We start from the raw sequence: 26,771 nt of genomic DNA on the forward strand, positions 1-26,771 counted from the left end.
AGGATAGGTTTACTTGTTTTTTTCTGTTTCGAGAAGCGCCTCGACGGCGAGGCGGTAAGAGTCGAGCCCGAAACCGGCTATCGAACCCCGACAGGCGGCGGCAATCATCGACACATGGCGATAAGGCTCACGGGCATGGATATTGGAAATGTGCACTTCGACCACAGGTGCCGGCACGGCCCTGATGGCATCGGAAAGAGCAATGGAGGTGTGGGTGTAGGCTCCGGCATTGAGCACAATGCCCACGGGCGAGAAACCGCACGCGTGGATTTGGTTTATCAACTCGCCTTCGACGTTCGACTGGTAATAGTGAATGGTGTGGTGGGGATAGCGGGCCCGCAACGTTTCGAGATAACTTTCAAACGAAGCGTCGCCATAAACGCTCTTCTCGCGTTTCCCCAACAAATTCAAGTTCGGTCCGTTAATAATCCATATATCCATAAGTCAAAAGATTTCGTATCTTTGCCACCAGGAAAACCTCCAATCAGGGAGAGAAGTTCGATTGTAACAAAATTTTCGGCAAAAGTACAAAAAGATTACGAAATACAGCGCAATATCACCATGATTGTTAGCCATTCGAAGTTGTTAAAATCGTTCTCGCGCCACCTGAAACTCGAAAAAGGAGTCTCGGACAATACCATCGACGGCTATCTGCATGACGTAGACAAACTCTTCCGTTACCTCTCCCCCGACTCAGAACCCAGCATCGACCAACTGGCCGGAGCCAACATCACCCAGTTTATCTGCCAGTTGCAAGACCTCGGCATACAGGCCCGCTCCCAAGCCCGCATCATCTCGGGGCTGAAAGCCTTCTACACCTTCCTGCGCCTCGAAGGGTACATCGACAACGACCCGATGGAACTCATCGAAGGTCCCAAGTTGGGCCGCAAGTTGCCCGAAGTCCTCACCGTCGAGGAGATAGATGCCATCATCGGGTCGTTCGACATGTCACGCCCCGAAAGCCAACGCAACCGCGCCATCATCGAGACGATGTATGACTGTGGGCTGCGGGTCTCGGAACTCGTTGGGTTGCGCCTCTCGCAGATACATGCCGACGACGAGTACATCATCGTCGAGGGAAAAGGCAGCAAGCAGCGGCTCGTCCCCATCTCGCAAAACGCCCTGCACGAGATACGGCTCTACCTGCAAGACCGCCGCCACCTCACCCCCAAACGGGGCGACGAAGACATACTCTTCCTCAACCGGCGCGGCGGACGCCTGAGCCGCGTGATGATATTCTACATCATCAAGGAACGGTGCGAAGCCTGCGGCATACAAAAAAACATCAGCCCCCACACCCTGCGCCACAGCTTTGCCACCCACCTGCTCGAAGGGGGAGCCAACCTGCGCGCCATACAACAAATGCTCGGCCACGAAAGCATCACCACCACCGAAATCTATGTGCATCTCGACAATGCCCTGTTGCGCAGCGAGATACTCACCCACCACCCCCGCAACCACCGGAAGTGAAAAATCATCGCTCCGACCCCATCCGGCACGAGACAAGCGCGGGAAATATCCACGGCTTGCAAAGACAAAATATATTCGCTACATTTGCTCGTCACACAACTATCGACACATGACTTCACCGGCAATAAGCATCATCGTTCCCTGTTTCAAGCAGGCCGAATATCTGCCCGAAGCGCTCGACTCGCTCATCGCCCAAACTTTTGAGAACTGGGAAGCGATTGTCGTAAACGACGGGTCACCCGACCACACCGAGGAAATCGCCCTCGCCTACGCTGCCAAGGACCCCCGCATCAAATATCTGCCGCTCGAAAACGGCGGCGTGGCCCGAGCCCGAAACCGGGGCATCGCCATCGCCCAAGGCGAGTATATCCTACCGCTCGACGCCGACGATACCATCGCCCCCACTTATCTCGAAAAAGCCAAAGCCGCACTCGACAACAATCCGGCCCTCAAAGCCGTCTATTGCCAAGCGCAACTCTTCGGCAGCCAAAAGGGACCCTGGGGAGTCAAATACCGCGACTATAAAACACTGCTCGTTGTCAATTCGATATTCGTCACGACCCTCTTCCGCAAAGCCGACGCCGAGGCCATCGGGGGATTCGACGAGAAAATGATCTCGGGACATGAAGACTGGGATTTCTTCATTCGCCTCCTCGGCGGAGACGGACACATCTACCAAATACCCGAAACACTCTTCAACTACCGCATCAAGAATTTGTCGCGGAACACCGAAGCCGTCAAACGGCTTTCCGACACCCAATACTACCTGCTCGACAAGAACCGGGCTCTTTACCAGCAATTCTATCCGCTGCCTTTCAACGGTATCGGAGGCGCCGAAATCATGGCCGCAGAGGCCGAAGCCCTGCGTAGCGAAGTCGTCAAATACCGTGAACGACGGCGAAACCGATGGTACAAGAGACTATACCGCGCCCTGTTGGGCAAGCAATAGGGCATACCCGACAAAAAAGCTGAAACAATCTCTACACCGCCCTGTTGCCGGAAGACAAATTTAACCTACCTTTGCAGCCTCAAAAGAGCACAAGAAAAAGACATGAAAGTTTCTGTGATTATTCCCAATTACTGCCACGCCCGCTTTTTGAACAGACGCATCGACTCGGTACTCAACCAGACCTACGACGATTTCGAGGTCATCATTCTCGACGACTGCTCCACCGACAACAGCCGCGACATCATCGAGACATACCGCCACCACCCCCGCGTGTCGCATATCGTCTACAACGAAAAGAACAGCGGGTCGACCTTCGTGCAATGGGACAAGGGCTTCGAACTGGCACAAGGCCAATACATCTGGATTGCCGAGAGCGACGATGAGGCCGCCCCTACCTTCCTCGAAGAATGCGTCACCCAACTCGAAAAACACCCCTCGGCCACGATAGCTTTCTCCGACTGCCTTTTTGTCGACGAAAACACCGAGGACCTGCACGAGCCCAAATTGCAACTCTCCTACCGGCTGAGAGACAAAAAACGCGACACGCCCTACACCCTTTTCGACGGCCGGGCGTTTATCAACCACCGCATGTTCTACCAGAACTATATCATGAACGCCAGCATGGTCGTTTTCCGCAAAGACGCCCGCCCCACAAACGAAGCCTACAAAAAATACCGCTATGTGGGCGACTGGCTTTTCTGGGTAGGCTTGCTGCTCAACGGCGACGCCGTGTATATCGACAAGCCCCTCGACTACTTCCGCCAACACGGCAAGAACACCACCTCGAAATCGATTTCCACGGGAAACAACTACAAAGAGATGGCCCACCTGATGCAGGACATCTGCCGGCAGGTAAATCCGCCGCGAGGATTCAAGCTCTTTCTTTACGGGCGTTTCCTGGTACGCATCAAACGCCTGCACAAAGGCTTTGAATACCGACACGACACCATCGAAGAGATTTACGACTATTGGGGCGATATACAGAACCCGCTGACGGCCATCGTCTGGTACCGCCTGGCAAAAATCCTGCACATCTACCGCGACGAGAAACCGTATATGCCCTGATTCCACCTCCCCGCGTGCAGCAATAGGCGACACTCGGCCATTTTATAAATATACCTCGAAACGCTTACAGACATGTCTTCAAACGTCAAAATCGTCATTCCCGTATACCAGGTGCCCCTCACCCCGCAGGAGGAACTGTCGGTAAAACAGTCGGCAAAAGTGTTGCACAACTATCCGATATGCTTCGTCGTGCCGCAAGGATTATCGACCGAAAGCCTCCAAGCACTCGTCCCCCAGGCCGAAATCATCGCCGTGAGTGACGAATGGCTGGGTCGCAAAAACGGCATCGGCGGCTATAACCGCATGATGATGTCACGCGAATTTTACGACCTGTTTTCCGACATGGAGTATATTCTCATCTGCCAGCCCGACGTGTGGATATTCCGCGATGAATTGGAGGCATGGTGCCAAAAAGGCTATGACTATGTGGGGGCACCGTGGATCAAGCACCCGAGATACAAGCATTTCATTCCCCGGGCATGGCTCCACCTGCAAAAGGCATTCCACCCGCAACGACTCGTGCACCGGCTCGACACGCTCGGCCGCATCGGCAACGGCGGCCTCTCGCTGCGTCGGGTCGGCTCGTTCAGAAACGCTTGCGCAAAATACCAGAAAACCATCGACCACTTCTGCCGGCACCGGCACCACCTCTACAACGAAGATGTCTTCTGGGCCGTCATTCCCAAAGAATTCAAATACCCCACGGTCGAAGAGGCACTGGGCTTCTCATTCGATGTGAAACCCGGCCTGCTCTATGAGATGAGCGGCGAAAAACTGCCGTTCGGCTGTCACGGGTGGACCAAACCGCGGCTCTTCAAATTCTGGAAGAACCACATTCCCTATACCCCCGAGCCTGAAACACGGCAATAACCCGTCCCAAACGCAGCAAAGAGTGTGCACGCCTCTGGCAACGCACCGCAAGACGGCCGTTACACAAGAGAAAAAAGAAAAAGAGAAAATCGACGCGGGAAAGAACGTACAGAAAAAGAAGACAGAGCGCTATTTGCGACCGAAGTCGGCCGGCACCTCTCCCCACTCGCGGGTCTCCCACTTGACAATTTTGTTGGCATAAGCATTCTCCCGCAACCACTTCTCGGCGCGGGCAATAAGGTCGAATATGGGAGCGTTCTTCTCGGTGCGCGCCAACTTGGTTTTGCACTGCTTGGCCCGTACCCAGGCAATGGCATTGCGGCTGTCGGAGCAGACGGTCATCGCGCTGTTGTTCTTTTTCAACAACGCCAACGCATGCACCAGCGCCAAGAACTCACCCACATTGTTGGTTCCGTCGGGAAAAGGTCCCACCCTGAAAAGCACCTGGCCCGTGCGCACATACACCCCGCGATACTCCATCACACCGGGATTGCCGAGACACGACGCATCGACCGCCACCGAGTCGAGCAACCATTCGGGGCACGACGCCGTCACCGGCGCCGCCCCGCTCCCCGAGGCCGACCGCCCGGCATAATAGGCCGAATAACCTTCCCGAAAAGCCGCCGTAGCCTCTTCTTGCGAAGCAAAACTCTTGTATTTGGCGCCGGCATAGTTCTGCACCTGCCTACGGCACTCCGCCCAAGAAGAATATATTCCCGGCGAAACGCCCTCCCACACCACATAATATTTCGAATTTCCCATCTTACCGTTGCTTTTGCCACACAAATATAGGGATATTTATTGAGTTGTCGGCAAAATAGGTTATTTTTGCAGTTGTCAAGCAAGAGACACAGCAGACACGAAACAACCCAATGAAACGCATCTTCCTCATCGGATTCATGGGCTCGGGAAAAACGACCCTCGGCAAAGCCCTCTCCCGCCAGTTAGGCATCGACTTCATCGACCTCGACCTTTACATCGAAGCCCGATACCACAAAACCATACGGGAAATCTTTGCCGAAAGTGGAGAAGAACGGTTCAGGCAAATCGAGAAATCACTCCTGCACGAAGTCGCCGACTTCGAAAACGTCATCATTGCAGCCGGCGGAGGAACCCCCTGCTTCTTCGACAACATCGACTACATGAACGCGCACGGGACCTGCATCTACTTGAAGGCCACGACCGACGAGCTATGCCACCGGCTGGCCAACGGCCGCGACACCCGCCCCCTCTTGCAGGGAAAAAACGATGAGGAGCTGCGGCAATACATCGAACACACCCTGTCGCAACGCGACCCCTTCTACTCCCGCGCCGCCCTCCATTTCGACACCGGGACACTCAATACCCGGCGCGAAATCGACAACACGGTAGAACGGTTGCTGCAACACCTCCGCGACAAACAGATGGCTTGACAACGCAAGAGAGAGGAAAAGAACGATTTTTCCACAAACCAGTTGTTTGAATTACATTTTTTTATTTCCTTTGCGGTTTCAAAAGAAATCTGTTTGCAATACGACAGTTTTTGCTACGCAATGAAAGAACAAAAAAAAACAGTTAACAAAACGACATAAGATAAAGTACGAATCAACATAAAACAAGGCATTATGTCAGAACAAACACATGTGAAAGAATTAGAAAATGTAGTCGTTCGTTTCTCGGGCGACTCGGGCGACGGCATGCAACTGGCCGGCAACCTCTTTTCTAACATTTCGGCCGCCATCGGAGACGAAATATCGACCTTCCCCGATTATCCCGCCGAGATACGCGCCCCGCAAGGAACACTGGGCGGAGTATCAGGATTCCAAGTACACATAGGCAAAGGCGTTTACACCCCCGGCGACAAAGCCGATGTGCTGGTAGCCATGAACCCTGCGGCGCTGAAAACCAACATCAAATATGTAAAACCCAACGGTGTCATACTCTTCGACACCGACTCATTCGAGAAAAGCGACCTCGAAAAAGCCGCTTTCAAGACCGACGACCCCTTTGCCGAACTCGGCATCACCCAACAACTCGTGCCCGTGGCCATCACCACCATGGTGAAAGACTCCCTCGCCGACTCAGGACTCGACAACAAAGCCATACTGCGTTGCAAGAACATGTTCGCCCTCGGCCTCATCTGCTGGCTCTTTGAACGCCCGCTCGAACAGGCCGAACACCTGTTGCAAAACAAATTCGCCAAAAAGCCGTCGATTCTCGAAGCCAACATCAAGGTCATGACCGACGGATACCACTACGGCGGAAACATTCACGCCTCGGTCACCACCTATCACATCGAAACCAGCGATGCCAGAAAAGGTATCTATACCGACATCAACGGCAACCGCGCCACGGCACTGGGGCTCATCGCCGCCTCCGAAAAATCGGGACGCCCCCTCTTCCTGGGCAGCTACCCCATCACCCCGGCCAGCGACATTCTGCACGAATTGGCCAAACGCAAGGACCTCGGCGTGAAAGTGGTACAGGCCGAAGACGAAATCGCCGGCGTATGCACCGCCATCGGCGCCAGTTTCGCCGGCGACCTGGCCGCCACCTCGACCTCGGGACCCGGTCTCGCCTTGAAGAGCGAAGCCATAGGTCTCGCCGTCATGGCCGAATTGCCGCTCGTCATCATCGACGTGCAACGCGGCGGACCATCGACCGGCCTGCCCACCAAGTCGGAACAGACCGACCTGCTGCAAGCCCTCTACGGCCGCAACGGCGAGTCGCCCGTTGTCGTGCTGGCCGCCTCGACCCCGACCAACTGCTTCGACATGGCCTTCCAAGCCGCCAAAATCGCGCTCGAACACATGACCCCCGTCATCTTGCTCACCGACGCCTTCATCGCCAACGGCTCCTCGGCCTGGCGCATTCCCGAAATGAGCGAATACCCCGACATCAAGCCCAACTATGTAAAACCCGAAATGCTCGCCGAGGACTGGAAACCCTACAAACGCGACCCCGAGACACACGTCCGTTACTGGGCCATACCGGGCACCGAAGGCTTCATGCACCGGCTGGGCGGTCTCGAAAAAGACAATGTGACCAGTGCCATATCGACCGACCCCGCCAACCACCAACGCATGACCGACCTGCGTCAGGCCAAAATCGACTACATCGCCAACTGCATTCCCGCCCTCGAAGTCAAGGGGAACCCCGATGCCGACCTGCTCGTCGTAGGCTGGGGCGGCACCTACGGACACCTCTTCTCGGCCGTCGATGAGCTGAACCACGAAGGCAAGAAAGTGGCACTCGCACACTTCAACTACATCAACCCCCTGCCCGCCAACACCGCCGAGGTGCTGAAACGCTACAAGAAAGTGGTCGTATGCGAACAGAACAACGGACAGTTCGCCACCCAGCTCTGCGGCAAAATCCCGGGGCTCGTCGTCAACCGCTTCAACCGCGTACAAGGCCAGCCTTTCATGGTAAGCGAGCTGAAAGAACATTTCATTAAACTTATGGAGGAATAACCATGGACAACAAAGTATATACCGCAAAAGATTACAAAAGCGACCAATATGTGCGTTGGTGCCCCGGGTGTGGCGACCACGCCATCGTAAACACCCTGCAAAAAGCCATGGCCGAGCTGGGCGTTCCCCCGCATGAAATCGCCGTCATTTCGGGTATCGGCTGCTCCTCGCGCCTGCCCTACTACATGAACACCTACGGCTTCCACACCATTCACGGTCGTGCCGCCGCCATCGCCACCGGAGTGAAAACCGCCAATCCCGCCCTCACCGTATGGCAGGTCAGCGGCGACGGCGACTGCCTCGCCATCGGCGGAAACCACTTCATACACATTCTACGCCGCAACGTCGATGTCAACATCTTGCTGCTCAACAACAAAATCTACGGCCTCACCAAGGGACAATACTCCCCCACGAGCGACCGCGGAGCCATAACCAAATCGTCGCCCTACGGCACCGTCGAAGACCCCTTCATTCCCGCCGAGCTCACCTTCGGTGCCCGCGGACACTTCTTCGCCCGCGCCATCGACGTCGACCTCGAAGTCTCGAAAGAGTGCATGATAGCCGCCGGCCGCCACAAAGGAGCCGCCGTGGTCGAGATACTCCAAAACTGCGTCATCTTCAACGACAAGATACACAGCTATGTGGCCGACCGCGAGTTCCGCGCCGACCGCACCATACACCTGCGCCAGGGCGAAAAGATGCTCTTCGGCAAGAACATGGACAAAGGTCTCGTTCTCGACGGCTATAAACTCAAAGCCGTCACCGTAGGCGAAAACGGCGTCACCCTCGACGACATTCTCACCCACGACGCCACCTCGGCCAACGACATCATGCACCAGATGCTTGCCATGATGGACGGCCACGAACTCCCCCTGGCTGTCGGCGTGATACGCGACGTCGAAGCACCGACCTACGAAAAGGAGGTCGAGGCCCAAGTCAATGCCGTGCGCGCCAAGAATCCCAACAAGACCCTGCGCGACCTGCTCCTCGAAGGCGACACCTGGGAGGTAAAATAATCGTTCCCCCCTATACATGGCGAAGGGCTGCCGAGTGTCTCGGCAGCCCTTCCTTTTTTACCCGTGAAAGAGAACGACCGACGCTCCCTCGCATGACAACCGGAGAGAAACGTCATTCATATATCAGCGTGGAAAGCGCCGATTCATCGAAAATTTCGTTTGCCACCTCACGCAGTTCCTCCGCCGAAACGGCCTCGATGCGGGCAAAGGTTTCTTCGAGAGAATCGTACTTGCCATAGTAGAGGAACGCCTTGCCCATGCCCAGCGCCATATTCTCGCTGTTCTCGGTACCCACCGCAATCTGCCCCATGAACTGACGTTTCGCCATGGCCAGTTGCAAGCCGGTAAGAGGGTGCTCTCGCAGCCGCTGCAACTCCCGCGACAGAAGCGAGAGACAACGGTCGACCTTCGACGGGTCGGTACCGAAATAGACGGCAAAAACCCCCGTATCGGTATATGTGGTCACCGACGACTCCACCGTATAGACACAACCCGTCTTTTCGCGCAACGCGATATTGAGGCGGCTGTTCATGCCGGGGCCGCCCAAGAGGTTGTTGAGAAGGAAAAGCGCCGTGCGACGAGGGTCATACATGTCATAAGCCCGGTTACCCACCAAGACATGCGCCTGATGCGTATCGAGCGGCACGCGCCTCACAAAAGGCTCATAACGGCCGGGAAGAGCGCGCCGCGACAAAGGAGCACCGGCACCGGCCTCGCCCATGTGGCGCGCAAGCGTGGCCACCACCCGGGAGAGAGGGAGCTCCCCGCGATAGAAAAAGACCATGTTCGACGGGCGGTAATAGCGCGACAAAAAAGAGAGCCCGTGAGAAGGTCCGAACGAGAGCAGCGTGTCGCGGTCGCCCAAGATGTTGTGTCCCAAGGGGTGATGGCCGAACAGATAATTCTCGAACTCATCATAAATCAACTCCGAAGGGGTATCGCGATAAGAGTTGATTTCGTCGAGAATCACCTCCACCTCTTTCTCAACTTCTGACTCGGGAAAACGCGAGTGGAGTATGAGGTCGCTCATCAACTCGACGGCGCGGGCAAGATGCTCCGACAAGAACACCGAATAGAGGACCGTCTCCTCCTTGGTCGTGTAAGCGTTCAGCTCACCGCCCACCGTCTCCATGCGATTGAGAATGTGCCACGATTTGCGCCGCCCGGTCCCCTTGAAAAGCAGATGCTCCACGAAGTGGGCCAATCCGTCCTCGCCTTCGCCCTCGTCGCGCGAACCGGCATGTACCGTGAAACCGGCATAAGAGACCTTCGAAGGGACAAACTGGTAAATCATCTGCAACCCGTTGGGCAACATATATGTCGAATAATCGGCCATAACAAGAATTTTTACGCGACAAAAATACGACAATAAAACGACGGGGAGAAAAGAAAAGCGCAACGGCACTCAGAAAATCGGGAAAAAGGGAAAAAGATTCCCCAAAAAATATGTACCTTCGTGAAAATGTTTCACGCAAAGCCCGCCCGAAAACATGACCTCGCAAGAACGCATGCAGAAAATCCTGCAACAAGAAGCAACCGCCATTCTCAATATCCCCCTCGGTGACCCGTACGAGAAGGCCATCGCCCTCATCATCGAACAGGTGCACCGCAAAAAAGGCAAACTCGTGACCAGCGGCATGGGCAAAGCCGGGCAAATCGCCATGAACATTGCCACGACCTTCTGCTCCACGGGAATTCCCGCCGTGTTTCTCCACCCCAGCGAAGCCCAGCACGGCGACCTCGGCATCTTGCAGGAAAACGATGTGATGCTGGTCATCTCCAATTCGGGGAAAACCCGGGAGATTCTCGAATTACTCACGCTCGCAAAACGTTTAAGACCCGAGTTGCAATTCATCGTCATCACCGGGAACGACCGCAGCGAGTTGGCACAAAAAGCCGATGTATGCCTCTTCACCGGAGCACCGGCCGAGGTATGCCCCCTCGGTCTCACCCCCACCACCTCGACGACGATGATGACCGTCATCGGCGACATACTCGTGGTGAGCATCATGCAGGAAACCGGGTTCGACGCCACCCAATATGCCCTGCGCCACCACGGCGGCTACCTGGGACAACGCTCCCGCGAACAATCGGAACAATCGACCAAATAACCCCCAACACACCCGTCTTATGCGCAAAATCATCGGTATCGGAGAGACCATTCTCGACATCATTTTCAAAAACGGCCGCCCCACACAAGCCGTGCCGGGCGGTTCCACCTTCAACTCCATGGTCTCTCTGGGACGCTTGGGACTCCCCGTGCGTTTCATCACCGAAATCGGCAACGACACGGTAGGAAACATCATTCTCGACTTCATGCGCGCCAACGGCCTGTCGACCGAAAACATCGACCTCTTCGACGACGGATATGCCCAGTCGCCCATCTCCCTGGCATTCCTCAACGAGAACAACGATGCCCGATATGCCTTCTACCACAACTTCCCCCAGAAACGGCTCGACTTCGTATGGCCCATCGTCGAGGCCGACGACCTGGTGATCTTCGGCTCCTATTTTGCCGTGGACCCTCTGTTGCGGGACAAGATACAGGAATTCATCTCCTACGCCCACGAGCAGAAAGCCATTATCTACTACGACGTCAACTTCCGCAAGTCACATGCCCATGAAGCCATGCGCATCATGCCGGCCTTCATCGAGAACCTCGAATATGCCGACATCGTGCGCGGCTCGGCCGAAGACTTCGAGATACTCCTCCATGAGAACGACCCCGAAAAACTCTACCGCCGGCGCATCGTCTTCGACACCCCCAATTTCATCTTCACCGACGGAGGAAACGGCGTCGACGTTTTCTGCCTGGACGGGCATCGCCATCTCGACACGCCGCCTATAAAAACAGTCAGCACCATAGGCGCCGGAGATAATTTTAACGCAGGTATACTTTTCGCCCTGTGGCACAACAACATCACCCGGGAAGAGCTTCCGACACTGCCCATCGACCGCTGGGAAGAGGTCGCAAAGCACGGAATCGCCTTTGCATCAGAAGTTTGCCAATCATTCGACAACTACATTTCCACCTCTTTTGCCGCCCGTTACAAAGAGACAGACCATTAAAATCCATTTTTTATCCGGTATTAATAATCATTAAAGGAATTAAAGTTTCAGTTTCCCTCTATATATTTGGTTATCTTTGTCTTAACAGAACCGGATTCCCACATGGCGAAACTCACATCGAAATGTCTTTTGGCACTCCTGCTCGTTTTGGTATCCTGCACACCAAAACTCACTGATATAGAGGCAATTTGCGAAAACACCAACGATTCGTGCTATATCATCAAGTGGGAAGTATGGCCCGAAAGTCACGGACATGTGAAGATTTATGCATCGACCAGCCCCAAAACATTCGACCTCAAAAGCGAACCCGTTGCCCGATGCAAGATTTCCGATAAAATCTGCCACATCACCTTTGACAAAGCCGTTGACACACGGTATTATTTCCTGCTGCAATTCAACAAGAAAGACCATTACGTCGTTGCCACACGCGCTCCCCACATCGAAAACGTCAACAACCTAAGAGACTTGGGAGGCTACGAAAGCAGCCACAAGAACGCCGTGAAATGGGGCTACCTGTTCCGCTCGGGTTGCATGCAAGACATCGACAGCACCGGCATCAAAAAAATCAACAGCCTCGGCATCGGCACCCTCATCGATTTCTCCGACCACTCCCGGCATGCAGCACTCGACCCGGAACTGAAAATCGGGCAAATACGGCATCTGCCCATCAACCTCATCACGACAAGCCACATCTATGACCGGCTGAAAAACGAGACCCTGCGACGCGGCGACGCCAACATCTTCCTGCAAGACCTCTTCATCGCCCTCATCGACTCGGGCGCCCCCCTCTATCGGGAAATGTTCGACATACTTCTCGACGAGAACAACTATCCCGTCATACTCAGCGACAAATTCGGAAAAGATTATGTGGGCTTTGCCAGCGCCCTCGTGCTCGCAGCCCTCGATATACCCGAGGAGACCATCTACCAAGACTTCACCCTGAGCAACCAATACCTCGACCGGCGCGCCATCTCATTTGACTGCGCCGAGAGCTCGACCGACACCCAAGAAGCGGCCACGGCGCTCATGACCGTACGCAAACGCCAGCTTTTCTGCGCCATACGCCGCATCAAAAACCGCTACGAAAGCCTCCAAGGGTACCTCGAAAAAGAGATGGGCCTCACCCCCGAGAAGCGGAAAACACTGCAAGACATACTCCTTTACTGAACCTCCCGCCGCCAAGCCCCGCCGAAATATCAGGGCACATGGCCCAAATACCGAAATTATCCCTTACCTTTGCCGGCAAATCTTTTCCAACGGCCTGTCTCGCCTCGATTTCTTGCCGCACCTCCCGCAAAAATCGCCCAGCAGCTACGCGAAGAGAAATCATTCATTGCACTAATTACGCCACACACATGAAGACTTTCGAAGAATTGGGCATTTGCCCCGAAATTCTCAAAGCCATTACCGAGCTCGGATATGAACAGCCCATGCCCGTGCAAGAAGAGGTCATACCGCTCCTGCTCAACGAGAAAACCGACATCGTAGCCCTCGCCCAAACAGGCACCGGCAAGACAGCCGCCTTCGGGCTGCCCATCATACAGAAGACCGACCTCTCGACCCTCTCGACCCAGACCCTCATTCTCAGCCCCACCCGCGAGCTCTGCCTGCAAATCGCCGGCGACCTCAACGACTACTCGGCCCACATCGAGGGGCTGAAAGTGCTCCCCGTCTACGGAGGTTCGAGCATCGAGAGCCAGATACGCACCCTGAAAAAAGGCGTGCACATCATCGTCGCCACCCCCGGTCGCCTCATCGACCTCATCAACCGCGGCATGGTGCACCTCGACCAGGTGCGCACCGTCATCATGGACGAAGCCGACGAGATGCTCGACATGGGATTTACCGACAGCATCAACGAGATACTCTCCCAAGTACCCGAAGAGCGCCAAATGCTGCTCTTCTCGGCCACCATGCCCGCCGACATCGCCCGCATCGCCCAGCAATACATGCACGCCCCCCGCGAAATAGTCATCGGCAGCAAAAACGAAGGCGCCGAAAACGTCAAACACGTCTATTACCTCGTCCACGCCAAAGACAAATACCTCGCACTGAAACGCATTGCCGACTACTACCCCAACATCTACGGCATCATCTTCTGCCGCACCCGCCTCGAAACCCAGGAAATCGCCGACGCCCTCATCAAGGACGGCTACAACGCCGACTCCCTGCACGGCGACCTCTCGCAACAACAACGCGACGCGGTGATGCAGAAGTTCCGCCTGCACAACCTGCAACTGCTCGTCGCCACCGACGTCGCCGCCCGGGGACTCGATGTCGACAACCTCACCCATGTCATCAACTACGGCCTGCCCGAAGACATCGAGACCTACACCCACCGCAGCGGACGCACCGGCCGGGCCGGCAAGACAGGCACCTCCATCGCCATCATACATGTGAAAGAGAAACGCCGCATGCGCGACATCGAACGCATCATCGGCAAAAAATTCGAAAAAGGCACCATACCCACCGGGAAACAGATTTGCGAAAAACAACTCTACAACCTCATCGACCGCATCGAGAAAGTAAAAGTCAATGAAGAAGAGATTGCCACCTACCTGCCCGTCACCCTCAAACGGCTCTCGTGGCTCTCGACCGAAGACCTCGTGAAACGAGTCGTCTCGCTCGAATTCAACCGTCTCATCGACTATTATGCCGATGCCGACGAACTCGACATACCCGACGACAACACGCCCCGCGAAGCGAAAACCAAAGAACGCACGCACAGCCGCAACCGGCAGGCCACCCCGGGATTCACCCGCCTGCGCATCAACCTGGGCAAAGCCGACGGCTTCTATCCCAACACGCTCATCGACATGATCAACCGCAACGTGCCCGGCCGGGTGGCCATCGGGAAAATCGACATTCTCCCCGACTTCGCCCGCTTCGAAATCGAAGAAAAAGAGTCACATCGCACCCTGGCCATGCTCAAAAACCTCAACTTTTTCGGCAAACGGGTGCAAGTATCCCTCGACTCCGCCACCGGCAAAGACGAGCAGGAAAATGTCGAGAAAACGCGCATTCATCGAAAAAAAAGCGAACACGAACCTTCCCGGCCCCGCCGCAAAGGCTATGCCTTCGACGAGAGAAAAGGAAAAAGCCACAACTATTCAGGAAAGAAAGCGCACAAAAATAAGTAATTAAGTCTATCGGGGCAGTGAAATATTTTGTACTTTTGTTTCACTAAAAAAGAAGCATATGCGATCACCTTCGATATTCAATCTTTACTTCGTTCGCAGGCAGCACGCCCACGACCGCTACGCGGTTGCCGGCGATACCATACAGAAGGAGCAACTGCACTACCTGTTGCACTCGGCACGAAACACCGAAATCGGCAAACGCTACGATTTCGCCGGCATGAAAAGTTATGCCGACTTCGCCTCTCGCCTCCCCGTCATCGACTACGAGGGCCTGAAACCCTACGTCGACCGCATGCTCCACGGCGAGAACAACCTGATATGGCCCTCGCGGATAAAATGGTTTGCCAAGTCGTCGGGCACCACCAACGACAAGAGCAAATTCATTCCCGTAAGCGATGAATGTCTCAAACGGTGCCACTACCAGGGAGGATTCGACGTCGTAGCAACCTACTTCCGCAACTACCCCCACAACAAGCTCTTCTTCGGGAAAAGCCTCATCTTGGGCGGCAGCCACGCCATCAACCCCCTGTCGCCGGGCATCTCCTGCGGCGACCTCTCGGCCATACTGCTGCAAAACACCAGCACGCTGGTCAACTGCATGCGTGCCCCCAAACTCAAAATCGCCCTCATGAGCGAATGGGAAGCCAAGATAAAAGCCATCGTCAAAGACACGATGCACCGCAATATCGTGAGCCTCTCGGGCGTACCATCGTGGATGATGACCCTCATCAAGCAAATCTTGCTGGAAAAAGGCGTCCAAAACCTCACCGAAGTATGGCCCAACCTCGAAGTCTTTTTCCACGGAGGCATCAGTTTCGAGCCCTACCGGCAATACTACAAAGAGCTGATACCCACAGACGCCATGCACTATGTCGAGACCTACAACGCCTCCGAAGGATTCTTCGGCATACAGAACGACCCCGCCCGACACGACATGCTGCTCATGCTCGACCTGGGCGTGTTCTTCGAATTTATCCCTTTGAACGAACTCGAAAAAGAAAATCCCCGCATACTCCCGTTGTGGGAAATCGAAGAGGGCGGCAACTATGCCCTCGTCATCTCATCGACCAACGGCCTGTGGCGGTACATCATCGGCGACACGGTAAAAATCACCTCGACACGCCCGGTAAAATTCACCATCTCGGGACGCACCAAACACTTCATCAACGCATTCGGCGAAGAGTTGATGGTCGCCAACGCCGAAAAAGGAATGGCAAAAGCCTGCGAGATGACCGGCAGCAAAGTACTCAATTACAGCGCCGCCCCGGTATTCATGTCAGACAAGAGCCGCGGACACCACCAGTGGCTCATCGAGTTTGAAAAGGCTCCCGCCGACCTCGAAGCCTTCGCCGACATACTCGACAAGGCCCTGCAAGAGGTAAACTCGGACTACGAAGCCAAACGCTACAAAGGCATCTTCCTCGACCGCCTCGAAATCGTCAAAGCAAGACCCCACCTCTTCGACGACTGGTTGCGCGAAAAAGGAAAGCTGGGCGGACAACACAAGATACCCCGCCTGAGCAACACCCGCGACCTCATCGAAAGCATGTTGAAAATGAATCATTAACCCTTTCCACCATAAGACCCTATTGCCAATGGAAAAAAATTACAAACGAATACTCGTCACTACGGCATTACCTTATGCCAACGGCCCGGTACACATCGGACACCTGGCCGGCGTGTATGTACCCGCCGACATCTATACCCGCTACCAACGGCTCAAAGGCCGCGACGTCATTCTCATCGGAGGCTCCGACGAGCACGGCGTGCCCATCACCCTCAAAGCCCGCAAAGAAGGCGTTACGCCCCAAGATATAGTAGACCGTTACCACAACATCATCAAAAAATCGTTCGAGGAATTTGGCATCTCCTTCGACATCTATTCACGCACGACATCGGACATTCACGAGAAAATGGCGTCGGACTTCTTCCGCACCCTCTACGACAAAGGCGTCTTCATCGAGAAAGAGAGCGAACAATATTACGACGAAGAGGCCGGACAGTTCCTCGCCGACCGCTACATCACCGGCACCTGCCCCCACTGCAAGAACGAACATGCCTACGGCGACCAATGCGAAGCCTGCGGCACATCGCTCAATGCCACCGACCTCATCAACCCCAAGTCGACCATCAGCGGAAGCCGTCCCGTGCTGCGCAAGACCAAACACTGGTACCTCCCCCTCGACCGTTACGAGGGCTTCCTGCGGGAATGGATTCTCGAAGGCCACAAAGAGTGGAAACCCAACGTCTACGGACAATGCAAGTCGTGGCTCGACATGGGCCTGCAACCCCGCGCCGTGAGCCGTGACCTCGACTGGGGCGTACCCGTACCCGTCGAAGGAGCCGAAGGCAAAGTGCTCTATGTGTGGTTCGACGCCCCCATCGGATACATCTCCAACACCAAAGAACTGCTGCCCGACACCTGGGAACGCTACTGGAAAGACCCCGAAACCAAACTCGTGCATTTCATCGGGAAAGACAACATCGTGTTCCACTGCATCGTATTCCCCGTCATGCTCAAAGCCGAAGGCAGCTATATCCTGCCCGAAAACGTGCCGGCCAACGAATTCCTCAACCTCGAAGGCGACAAGATTTCGACCTCGCGCAACTGGGCCGTGTGGTTGCACGAATACCTCGAAGAGTTCCCCGGCAAACAGGACGTGCTGCGTTACGTCCTCACGGCCAACGCCCCCGAGACCAAAGACAACGACTTCACCTGGAAAGACTTCCAGGCCCGCAACAACAACGAGCTCGTGGCCATACTGGGTAACTTCATCAACCGCTCCCTGGTGCTCACCCACAAATATTTCGAAGGGAAAGTACCCGCCTGCGGAGAACTCACCGACTATGACCGCGACACGCTGCGCGAATTTTCCGACGTGAAGGCCCGCCTCGAAAGCAGCATCGAAAACTACCGCTTCCGCGACGCGCTGAAAGAGGCCATGAACCTCGCCCGCATCGGCAACAAATACCTCGCCGATACCGAGCCTTGGAAACTCGCCAAGAGCGACATGCCCCGTGTGGCAACGATACTCAATCTCGCCTTGCAAATCTCGGCCAACCTGGCCATCGCCTTCGAGCCCTTCCTGCCCTTCTCGGCCGCCAAGATACGCACGATGCTGGGATTGTCGACCATCGACTGGGACATGCTGGGACACACCGACATTCTTGCCGTCGGCACCCAACTGGCACAACCCGAGCTGCTCTTCGAGAAAATCGACGACAGCGTCATCGACGCCCAAATCAAAAAACTTCACGACACCAAAATCGCCAACGAAAAGGCCAACCATGTGACCGAACCCATCGCCCCGACCATCGAATTCGACGACTTCACCAAACTCGACATTCGCGTGGGCAAGGTGCTCGAATGCCAAAAGGTTCCCAAAGCCGACAAGCTCCTGCAATTCAAAATCGACGACGGACTGGGTGGCCGCACCATCGTATCGGGCATCGCCAAGCATTACCGTCCCGAGGAACTCGTGGGCAAACAGGTGTGCTTCATCGCCAACCTCGCCCCCCGCAAGCTCAAAGGCATCGAGTCGCAGGGTATGATACTCTCGGCCGAAGATGCCGACGGCCGCCTCGTGGTCATCACACCGCAAGACGACGTAACGGCCGGTTCGTGCGTAAAATAACCCCCATCAATCAGTCCCACCCCGGCCCCCGCTGCCGGGGTGGACTTTTTTCCCGACGCCCATGCCCGACTCCCTCAAAAAAAGAACCCTCAATGCCCTCGTTTGGAGTTTCATCGACAAATGCGGGCAACAACTGCTCTATTTTGTCTCGGGCATTATCCTCGCCAATCTCCTCACCCCCGAAGATTACGGCCAAATAGGCGTCCTCACGCTCTTTATCACCCTCTCGGGCATCTTGGTCGACAGCGGGTTCGGTTCGGCCCTCATTCGCAAAAAAAACGCCACTGAGGCCGATTACAGCACGATATTCTACTTCAATCTGGCCGTCAGCCTCGTCTTCTACCTTATCCTCTTCGCGGCCGCCCCATACATCGCCGACTTCTTCGAGATACCCTCCCTCACGCTCGTCGCCCGCATACTGTTCCTGTCGATACTCTTCCAAGGGTGCGGACTCATACAGCAGGTGCGGCTCACCAAGCACATCGCCTTCACCCATCTGGCCCGCATCAACATCGCAGCCATACTGTTCGGTTCGACGGCCGCCATCATCTACGCCTGGCAAGGTGGCGGCGTGTGGGCCCTGGTCGTGCAGCAACTGCTCATCACCCTGCTCCGCGCCATACTGCTGTGGGTCTACGGGCACTGGCGTCCCCGGGCGCGGTTCAGCCTCCAATCGATACGCGAATTTCTCTCTTACAGCAGCCAGCTCATCGGCACCGGCGTGCTCAACGCCATTTACAACAACATCTACCCCATGCTCATCGGCAAAGGATACAGCACGGCATCGGTAGGCTTTTACACGCAGGCGCACCGGTTCCAGGAGATACCTTCGTCGCTCGTGGCCACGATTTTCCGCAGCGTGGCATTCCCGGTGCTCTCGACCATCAACGACGACGCCGACCGCATGATACGCATCTTCGGCAAATACATTCGCACGATTTCCTTCTTCATCTTCCCGGTGATGGCACTCTTTATCGTCATCGCCGAACCCCTCGTGCTGGTATTGCTCTCGGAAAAATGGGCAGCCTCCATACCCTACCTGCAACGCCTGTGCATAGCCGGAGCCTTCTCTCCGTTTATCATTCTCTACTACGACCTGTTCAACACGATAGGCCGCTCCGACATCAACCTGAAAACAGAAATCGTGAAGAAAATCCTCCTCACGGCCGGTATACTCCTCTGCTTCGGCAAAGGCATCATCGCCCTCATCTGGCTGTGGGTGGCCTACACGCTGGCCTCCCTGCTGGCCTCGATGCTGCTGGGGCAGTCGTTTACCGCCTACCGCGCCGCACGTTTCGTGTGCGACATCACGCCGTGCCTCCTGTTGTCGGCCGTGGCGGGCGTCGCAGCGTGGGGCGTGTTTCTTCTGTGCCCGACACTCCTTCTGCGACTCATCGCCCCCCTGCTCACCTTCACCGTCGTCTACCTGCTGTGCACCTATCTGGCACGCGTCGAGATATGGAAAGAGTTCTTCAAGTGGAAAGAAGAACGCCGCAACCCGAAAGCATCATGATTCACCCCCTCCCAATCGCCAACGCCATGGAAACACCGCTTTTTTCGATTATCACGATTACCTTCAACGCCGAATCGACACTAAGGCCCACCCTCGAATCGGTAGCCGCCCAAACCTACAAAGGCTATGAATATCTCATCATCGACGGGGCTTCCCGCGATGCAACGGTAGAACTTGCCCGGCAATACCCCTGCGTGTCGCACATCGTGAGCGAACCCGACCGCGGCCTCTACGACGCCATGAACAAAGGCATTGCCGCGGCCAACGGCGAATACCTCATCTTTCTCAACGCGGGCGACAGCCTCTATGCACCCGATACGCTGCAAAAGATAGCCGATTTCATCGGAGAAAACCGTCCCGACATCATTTACGGCGAGACGGCCATCGTCGACAGCGAGCGGCGTTTTATCTCGATGAGAAGGCTGAAAGCGCCCGAAAAACTCACCTGGAAAAGTTTCCGCATGGGAATGCTGGTATGCCACCAAGCCTTCATCGCACGCCGCCGGCTGGCTCCGACCTACGACCTTACCTACCGCTTCTCGGGCGACTTCGACTGGTGCATTCGCTGCATGAAAAAAGCCGACTCGATTGTCAACACGCATCTCACCCTCATCAACTACCTCAACGAAGGGGTCACCACGCGCAACCACAAAGCCTCGCTCAAAGAGCGCTATCACATCATGGTGAAATATTACGGCCGCATACCGGTCATGCTGCTGCACCTGTGGTTTGCCGTGCGCTACTACACCACCCGCCTGCTGGGTCGACAGGTATAGAAACGACCCTCATTCATCGCCAAGCCGGCAAAGGTCGGGGAAAAAAGGAGAAAAACGATAATAAAACAACGCTTGCCCCGGCATACGGGTCGCGCCGCGCAAGCAAGCAAGGGCAAGACGAGAGACGGAAAACGGACGGTTCCCCCGCCTGACAGCCGCCGGCCCCACAAAACAAACCAACTACCGCCACAACGGCAAAAAGCCTCAACCGCGCCGCATATAACGGGCCCGCTCCTCGGGCGAGAAACGCTCCACGGCATAACGCAACATGGTGCGGGGCATGCAACGGCAACGGCTCTCCAAGAAAGATTCCAACCGTTTTTTATCGCGTTTTCCCACCTCACGGAGCATCCAGCCCACGGCCTTCTGTATGAGGTCGTGCGGGTGAGTAAGCAGCCGGTCGGCCAGCCGCAGCGTGTCGTCGAACTCGCCGCGACGGATAAACGCCCACGTCGAAACGATGGCAATGCGCTGTTCCCACAGCGAAGTGCTGCCGGCCAGCCGGTCGAGCAACGAACGGTCGCGCGGCAGCAGATAGGCACCCACGATTTCATAGGCCGACAAGTCGACCAAATCCCAATTATTGATACAATCGGTGTGAGCCAGATAAAGCGCGACAATCGCCTCGCGGCAAGCCTCGTCGCCCCGGGCAAACTGCTGCACCCAAAGAAGCAGTGCCAACAGGCGGCATTCATGCACGGGATCGGTAAGCAACGGCAATACCTCGGCAGGCGTCAGCTCCCGAAAGAAGTGCTTGGCCGTCTTGCGCACGTCGGGCACCCGCACCCCGATAAAACAGTCACCCTCGCCGTAGTCGCCCCGGCCGGTCTTGAAAAAGCGGGCAGCCGTCACGGCATATTCGGCCGAAGCCTGGGCAAAGAGAGCCCCACGCGCCCGGGCAGCTGCCGGTGAAAGGGTGTATTCTCGCGCATTCATCGGAAGAAAAAAGGATATTATATCAGATTGACCTTGTCGATGGGGCCACCCTCGAAAAAATGGATAATGTTGCGCGAGACATGCGCCGCCATTTCGTGGCGTATCTCGACGGTCTGCGTACCGGTGTGCGGCGTCATCACCACATTGTCGAGGCAGGTAAGCTCGGGAATGGGATAGTTGCCGTGCTCGAAGACATCGAGACCGGCAGCCCATATCACCCCGGTGCGCAACGCCTCGGCCAAAGCCCGCTCGTCGACCAAGGGTCCCCGCGCGGTGTTGATGAGAATGGCGGTTGACTTCATCTTACGCAGGGCCTCGGCATCGATGAGATGATAGGTATCGGCATTGTGGGGCGCATTGAGCGAGACGACATCGGACGTGCGCAACAACTCGTCGAAGGGCAGATAAGTGGCCTCATACTGCCGCTCGACCTCGGGAGAGAGACGGTGCCGGTTGTGATAGACAATCTTCATGCCGGCCGCCCGTGCCCGACGTGCCAGCGCGCGGCCTATGCGTCCCATGCCCACGATACCCAGCGTGGCACCGTAGAGCGAATGGCCGAGATTGGCCAGCAACTCCACCTTCACCGAGCCGGGAATGCGCAAGCGGCGGTCGAGCTCCGAGATGCGCCGGCTGGCGGCCAGGAGGAGCCCCATGGCCTGGTCGGCGGTAGGCTCGGTCACGGGGTCGGGCGTGTTGGTAACCTGTATGCCTTTGAGGGTGGCGTAAGGAATGTCGATATTGTCGTAGCCCACGGCATAGTTCGAGACGATTTTCAGTTTCGGAGCAGCGTCCATGAGCCGACGGTCGACGGGAAAGTCATACATCGACTGCAAGGCATCGTAGTCGGCAATCACCCGCAACACCTCGTCGTAGGTAAACGACTCGACCCCGTCGGGCGGGAAAGTCACATCGTATTTCTGCATGAGTTCGGCATAACCGTCGCGCCACATATTGTAGGTAACCAAGACTTTTTTCTTTTCCATTTATTCCATATTTTGGTACAAAAATAGCAATTTTTCTTTTTAGGAGAAAAAAGGTCGTCTTTTTGTAAGCATACCACCATATCGTGGAAGAAGAGCGCAAGAGAAGGCAACGGGCATGAATAAGTTTTGTTTTTCTTTCGGACAATCGCATAAAAAATCTATTTTTGCAAAAACTACCGTAAAAATCATCGAGTCATGGTTCTCAACTACATCTGGATATTTTTCTTCCTCACGGCATTTGCCGTTGCCGTGGTGCAAAGCCTCTTCTTTGGGAATCTCGACATTTGGAGCGAAATCATGAACTCGACCTTCACGTCGGCCAAGACCGCCTTCGAAATTTCCCTGGGACTTACCGGGGTGCTGTCGTTGTGGCTGGGGCTGATGAAAATTGGCGAGCGCGGCGGCGTCATCGCCATCTTCTCGCGATGGATAAGCCCCCTCTTCACCCGGCTCTTCCCCGACCTGCCCCGCAACCACCCCGCCTTCGGCTCGATATTCATGAACATCTCGGCCAACATGCTGGGGCTCGACAACGCGGCCACGCCGCTGGGGCTGAAAGCCATGAAGGAGATGCAAGAGATAAACCCGCAGAAAGAGACGGCCAGCAACCCCATGCTCATGTTTCTGGTGCTCAACACGACAGGGCTCACCATCGTCCCGCTCGGCGTGATGGTGTACCGCGCCCAGATGGGAGCCGCCAACCCCTCCGACATCTTCCTGCCCATTCTCATCGCCACCTATTGCTCGACCCTCGTGGGGCTCATCGCCGTGTGCCTGAAACAGCACATCAACCTGCTCGACAAAGTGATACTCGGCACCATCGGCGGCCTCACCCTCCTCATCGGCGGACTGCTCTACTTCTTTGCCCAACTGCCCCCCGAGAAAGTGTCGCTCTACTCGGGATTCGGCGCCAACTGCCTGCTGTTTACCATCATCATCGGATTTCTGGTGGCCGGCATACGCAAAAAGATAAACGTCTACGACGCCTTCATCGAAGGCGCCAAAGAGGGATTCAAGACAGCCGTCACCATCATACCTTACCTGGTGGCCATACTGGTGGCCATTGCCGTGTTCCGCGCCTCGGGCGCCATGGACTTTCTCATCGCCGGCATCACCCGGGGCGTAGAGGCCCTGGGCATCAACTCCGACTTCGTGGGAGCACTGCCCACCGCCCTGATGAAACCCCTCAGCGGCAGCGGCGCCCGCGGCATGATGGTCGATGCCATGGCCACCTACGGCGCCGATTCGTTCATTGGCCGCGTCGCCTCGACAATACAGGGCTCGACCGACACGACATTCTATATCCTGGCCGTCTACTTCGGCAGCGTGGGCATACGCAACACGCGCTACGCCGCCGGCTACGGCCTGCTCGCCGACCTGGCCGGCATCATCGCCGCCATCACCGTGTCGTACATCTTCTTCCACTGAAAATGACACGCCGGCGTCGTCAAGCCACGACGCAATGCGCCGTTTTTTCGGAACAAGACAGCCTTTTGTCGGCACAAAACATTACCTTTGTAGACTTTTACACAATATCCAATACTATGGCCATCAGCTATTACGCCGAAGAGGTAAAACTCCCGGCTCTCCGCAAAAGAGACACCAACGAATGGATACGCACCGTCGCAGCCCTCTATGACAAGAAATGCGGCGACATCGCCTACATCTTCTGCTCCGACGAGAAAATTCTCGCCGTCAACAAAGAGTATCTGCAACACGACTATTACACCGACATCATCACCTTCGACTACACCGAAGGCAACCGCATAGGCGGCGACATATTCATCAGCCTCGACACGGTGCAAAGCAATGCGCAAACTTTCGGCTCCACCTACGGAGAAGAACTCTACCGCATTCTCATACACGGCGTGCTGCACCTCTGCGGCATCAACGACAAAGGCCCCGGCGAACGCGAAATCATGACCCGGAAAGAGAACGAGGCGCTGGCCCTCCTTCCCGAAGGATTGAAATCAACCATCAAACAACTGCAACGGAAATAAGCAATGAAATTCAACTACGACGTCATTGTGGTAGGAGCCGGCCACGCCGGCTGCGAAGCCGCCGCAGCAGCGGCACGGCTGGGGTCGGAAACACTCCTTATCACAATGGACATGAACAAGATAGCCCAAATGAGCTGCAATCCGGCCGTAGGAGGTATTGCCAAAGGTCAGATTGTGCGGGAAATCGACGCCCTCGGCGGGCAGATGGGAATCGTCACCGACAAGACCGCCTTGCAGTTCCGCATGCTCAACCGTTCCAAAGGCCCGGCCATGTGGAGCCCCCGGGCGCAAAGCGACCGGCAGAAATTCATTCAGACCTGGCGCGAGGTACTTGAAAACACCGAGCACCTGTCGATGTGGCAAGACAGCGTTAAACAACTGATATTCAATAAAAAAGGAGCCATTTCGGGAGTCATCACCAACATGGAGGTAACTTTCACGGCCAAAGCCGTCGTCCTCACCTGCGGCACTTTCATGAACGGGCTCATGCACATCGGACGGGTACAACTCCGCGGCGGGAGAATTTCCGAACCGGCCGCATACGGGCTCACCGAGCAACTCGTCGAGCGGGGCTTCGTCGCCGGCCGCATGAAAACAGGAACCCCCGTGCGCATCGACGGCCGAAGCGTGCATTTCGACCTGATGACCACCCAGGAGGGAGAAAACGACTTCCACAAGTTTTCCTACCTCGACAACGTGCACCGCACCCTCACGCAACGCAACTGCTGGATTACCTACACCAACGAACGGGTGCACGAAATCCTGCGAGAAGGGCTGCCCGACTCACCCCTCTACAACGGGCAGATAAAAAGTATCGGGCCCCGCTACTGCCCCAGCATCGAGACCAAAATCGTCACCTTCCCCGACAAGGCCGAGCACCAGCTCTTTCTCGAACCCGAAGGAGAAACCAGCCAGGAACTCTACCTCAACGGCTTCTCGTCGTCACTCCCCATCGACGTACAGTTGCGCGCCCTGCAAGCCATACCGGCTTTCAAGGACATTCACATCTATCGTCCCGGCTACGCCATCGAATATGACTACTTCGACCCGACGCAGCTCACCCACACGCTCGAAACCAAAGCCGTGCGCAACCTCTTTTTCGCCGGTCAAATCAACGGCACGACCGGATATGAAGAGGCCGCCGGACAAGGACTCGTCGCCGGCATCAACGCCCACCTGCGCTGCCACGGGGACAACGAATTTGTGTTGGGACGCGACGAAGCCTACATCGGCGTACTCATCGACGACCTCGTAACCAAAGGCGTCGACGAGCCCTACCGCATGTTCACCTCACGCGCCGAATACCGGATCCTGCTCCGCCAAGACGACGCCGACATGCGGCTCACCCCCCGGAGCCACGAACTGGGATTGGCCGACAGCGAACGCTACCGGTTGCTGGTCGAGAAAAAAGAGTACCGCGACCGGCTGATTCAATTCGCCCGTGAATACTCGGTGAAGATGCACCAGGTAAATCCCGGCCTCGAACAGGCCGGACTTACCCCCATGAAACAAGGCATGAAACTCATCGACCTCATCTTGCGTCCGCAACTCGACATCGAGACCATCGCCCAATGGATTCCTTCCCTCAAAAACCTTCTCGACACCATACCCTCGCGCCGAGAAGAAATCGTTGAAGCCGCCGAAATATGCATCAAATATGACGGCTACATCGAGCGGGAAAAACTCATCGCCAACAAAATCGCCCGACTCGAAAACATTCGCATCAAAGGAAAATTCGATTACAGCACCATACAGCAAATATCTATCGAAGCCCGGCAAAAACTGGCGAAAATAGACCCGGAAACCATTGCGCAAGCCTCCCGCATACCCGGCATTTCGCCCAGTGACATCAACATTCTTTTGGTACTTTTAGGAAGATAATGTTCCACGTGGA

At 55.8% G+C, this 26,771-nt stretch carries 23 protein-coding genes; 18 read left to right on the forward strand and 5 right to left on the reverse strand.

Going from position 1 to position 26,771, the window contains the following annotated elements:
* Nucleotides 1-9 precede the first annotated feature (9 nt).
* The gene (locus tag IAD09_03595) at nucleotides 10-441 is read right to left on the reverse strand and encodes a 3-dehydroquinate dehydratase (protein ID HIT81310.1); all 432 of its coding nucleotides are present in this window, start codon (nucleotides 439-441) and stop codon (nucleotides 10-12) included.
* 120 nt (nucleotides 442-561) lie between these two features.
* On the opposite strand from IAD09_03595, the gene xerD reads away from it, so the two are divergent.
* The 4 genes from xerD (at nucleotide 562) to IAD09_03615 (ending at nucleotide 4,354) form a co-directional block, all read left to right on the forward strand.
* Nucleotides 562-1,470, forward strand: coding sequence for a site-specific tyrosine recombinase XerD (gene xerD / locus IAD09_03600; protein ID HIT81311.1), 909 nt, complete (start codon nucleotides 562-564; stop codon nucleotides 1,468-1,470).
* Between the two features lie 109 nt (nucleotides 1,471-1,579).
* Nucleotides 1,580-2,419, forward strand: a complete 840-nt coding sequence (locus IAD09_03605; GenBank protein HIT81312.1) for a glycosyltransferase family 2 protein — start codon at nucleotides 1,580-1,582, stop codon at nucleotides 2,417-2,419.
* A gap of 102 nt (nucleotides 2,420-2,521) precedes the next feature.
* Nucleotides 2,522-3,484, forward strand: coding sequence for a glycosyltransferase (locus IAD09_03610; protein ID HIT81313.1), 963 nt, complete (start codon nucleotides 2,522-2,524; stop codon nucleotides 3,482-3,484).
* Between the two features lie 72 nt (nucleotides 3,485-3,556).
* Entirely contained in the window at nucleotides 3,557-4,354 is a 798-nt protein-coding gene (locus IAD09_03615) for a hypothetical protein (protein HIT81314.1), read from the forward strand.
* A gap of 129 nt (nucleotides 4,355-4,483) precedes the next feature.
* Here the strand turns inward: IAD09_03615 and IAD09_03620 are convergent, their stop codons facing one another.
* Entirely contained in the window at nucleotides 4,484-5,116 is a 633-nt protein-coding gene (locus IAD09_03620) for a ribonuclease H family protein (GenBank protein ID HIT81315.1), read from the reverse strand.
* Between the two features lie 110 nt (nucleotides 5,117-5,226).
* Here IAD09_03620 and IAD09_03625 point away from each other — a divergent pair, with 110 nt between their 5' ends.
* The 3 genes from IAD09_03625 (at nucleotide 5,227) to IAD09_03635 (ending at nucleotide 8,822) form a co-directional block, all read left to right on the forward strand.
* Entirely contained in the window at nucleotides 5,227-5,766 is a 540-nt protein-coding gene (locus IAD09_03625; protein HIT81316.1) for a shikimate kinase, read from the forward strand.
* 192 nt (nucleotides 5,767-5,958) lie between these two features.
* Entirely contained in the window at nucleotides 5,959-7,806 is a 1,848-nt protein-coding gene (locus tag IAD09_03630) for a 2-oxoacid:acceptor oxidoreductase subunit alpha (GenBank protein HIT81317.1), read from the forward strand.
* A 2-nt stretch (nucleotides 7,807-7,808) separates the two neighbouring features.
* Nucleotides 7,809-8,822 (forward strand): 2-oxoacid:ferredoxin oxidoreductase subunit beta, encoded by a 1,014-nt coding sequence (locus IAD09_03635; protein ID HIT81318.1) that lies wholly within the window; start codon nucleotides 7,809-7,811, stop codon nucleotides 8,820-8,822.
* A 112-nt stretch (nucleotides 8,823-8,934) separates the two neighbouring features.
* Here IAD09_03635 and IAD09_03640 read toward each other — a convergent pair whose 3' ends face one another.
* Nucleotides 8,935-10,158: an insulinase family protein gene (locus IAD09_03640; protein ID HIT81319.1), complete on the reverse strand. Its 1,224-nt coding sequence runs from the start codon at nucleotides 10,156-10,158 to the stop codon at nucleotides 8,935-8,937.
* Between the two features lie 154 nt (nucleotides 10,159-10,312).
* Here IAD09_03640 and IAD09_03645 point away from each other — a divergent pair, with 154 nt between their 5' ends.
* The 8 genes from IAD09_03645 to IAD09_03680 all read left to right on the forward strand — a co-directional run bounded on the left by IAD09_03645 (nucleotide 10,313) and on the right by IAD09_03680 (nucleotide 20,955).
* Nucleotides 10,313-10,933 carry an SIS domain-containing protein gene (locus IAD09_03645; protein HIT81320.1) on the forward strand — a complete coding sequence of 207 codons (621 nt, stop codon included), beginning with the start codon at nucleotides 10,313-10,315 and terminating at the stop codon, nucleotides 10,931-10,933.
* A gap of 19 nt (nucleotides 10,934-10,952) precedes the next feature.
* Nucleotides 10,953-11,891, forward strand: coding sequence for a carbohydrate kinase (locus tag IAD09_03650; GenBank protein HIT81321.1), 939 nt, complete (start codon nucleotides 10,953-10,955; stop codon nucleotides 11,889-11,891).
* Nucleotides 11,892-11,993: 102 nt separating this feature from the next.
* A complete protein-coding gene (locus IAD09_03655; protein ID HIT81322.1) occupies nucleotides 11,994-13,058 on the forward strand; it encodes a tyrosine-protein phosphatase in 1,065 nt (354 codons plus the stop codon).
* A gap of 188 nt (nucleotides 13,059-13,246) precedes the next feature.
* A complete protein-coding gene (locus IAD09_03660; GenBank protein HIT81323.1) occupies nucleotides 13,247-15,031 on the forward strand; it encodes a DEAD/DEAH box helicase in 1,785 nt (594 codons plus the stop codon).
* 58 nt (nucleotides 15,032-15,089) lie between these two features.
* A complete protein-coding gene (locus tag IAD09_03665) occupies nucleotides 15,090-16,598 on the forward strand; it encodes a GH3 auxin-responsive promoter family protein (protein HIT81324.1) in 1,509 nt (502 codons plus the stop codon).
* Nucleotides 16,599-16,626: 28 nt separating this feature from the next.
* The gene (metG, locus tag IAD09_03670) at nucleotides 16,627-18,666 is read left to right on the forward strand and encodes a methionine--tRNA ligase (protein HIT81325.1); all 2,040 of its coding nucleotides are present in this window, start codon (nucleotides 16,627-16,629) and stop codon (nucleotides 18,664-18,666) included.
* Nucleotides 18,667-18,727: 61 nt separating this feature from the next.
* Nucleotides 18,728-20,179: a lipopolysaccharide biosynthesis protein gene (locus IAD09_03675; protein HIT81326.1), complete on the forward strand. Its 1,452-nt coding sequence runs from the start codon at nucleotides 18,728-18,730 to the stop codon at nucleotides 20,177-20,179.
* Between the two features lie 26 nt (nucleotides 20,180-20,205).
* A complete protein-coding gene (locus IAD09_03680) occupies nucleotides 20,206-20,955 on the forward strand; it encodes a glycosyltransferase (protein ID HIT81327.1) in 750 nt (249 codons plus the stop codon).
* A gap of 204 nt (nucleotides 20,956-21,159) precedes the next feature.
* On the opposite strand, the gene IAD09_03685 is transcribed toward IAD09_03680, so the two are convergent.
* Nucleotides 21,160-21,891: a DNA alkylation repair protein gene (locus tag IAD09_03685; GenBank protein HIT81328.1), complete on the reverse strand. Its 732-nt coding sequence runs from the start codon at nucleotides 21,889-21,891 to the stop codon at nucleotides 21,160-21,162.
* Nucleotides 21,892-21,908: 17 nt separating this feature from the next.
* Nucleotides 21,909-22,877, reverse strand: a complete 969-nt coding sequence (locus IAD09_03690; GenBank protein HIT81329.1) for a dihydrofolate reductase — start codon at nucleotides 22,875-22,877, stop codon at nucleotides 21,909-21,911.
* 195 nt (nucleotides 22,878-23,072) lie between these two features.
* Here IAD09_03690 and IAD09_03695 point away from each other — a divergent pair, with 195 nt between their 5' ends.
* The 3 genes from IAD09_03695 (at nucleotide 23,073) to mnmG (ending at nucleotide 26,758) form a co-directional block, all read left to right on the forward strand.
* Nucleotides 23,073-24,305 (forward strand): spore maturation protein, encoded by a 1,233-nt coding sequence (locus IAD09_03695; GenBank protein HIT81330.1) that lies wholly within the window; start codon nucleotides 23,073-23,075, stop codon nucleotides 24,303-24,305.
* Between the two features lie 116 nt (nucleotides 24,306-24,421).
* Nucleotides 24,422-24,877, forward strand: coding sequence for an rRNA maturation RNase YbeY (ybeY, locus tag IAD09_03700; GenBank protein ID HIT81331.1), 456 nt, complete (start codon nucleotides 24,422-24,424; stop codon nucleotides 24,875-24,877).
* A gap of 3 nt (nucleotides 24,878-24,880) precedes the next feature.
* Entirely contained in the window at nucleotides 24,881-26,758 is a 1,878-nt protein-coding gene (mnmG, locus tag IAD09_03705; GenBank protein ID HIT81332.1) for a tRNA uridine-5-carboxymethylaminomethyl(34) synthesis enzyme MnmG, read from the forward strand.
* The last annotated feature ends 13 nt before the right edge of the window (nucleotides 26,759-26,771 follow it).

This window comes from Candidatus Caccoplasma merdavium, assembly GCA_018715595.1.
GTDB classification, from domain to species: Bacteria; Bacteroidota; Bacteroidia; order Bacteroidales; family UBA11471; genus Caccoplasma; species Caccoplasma merdavium.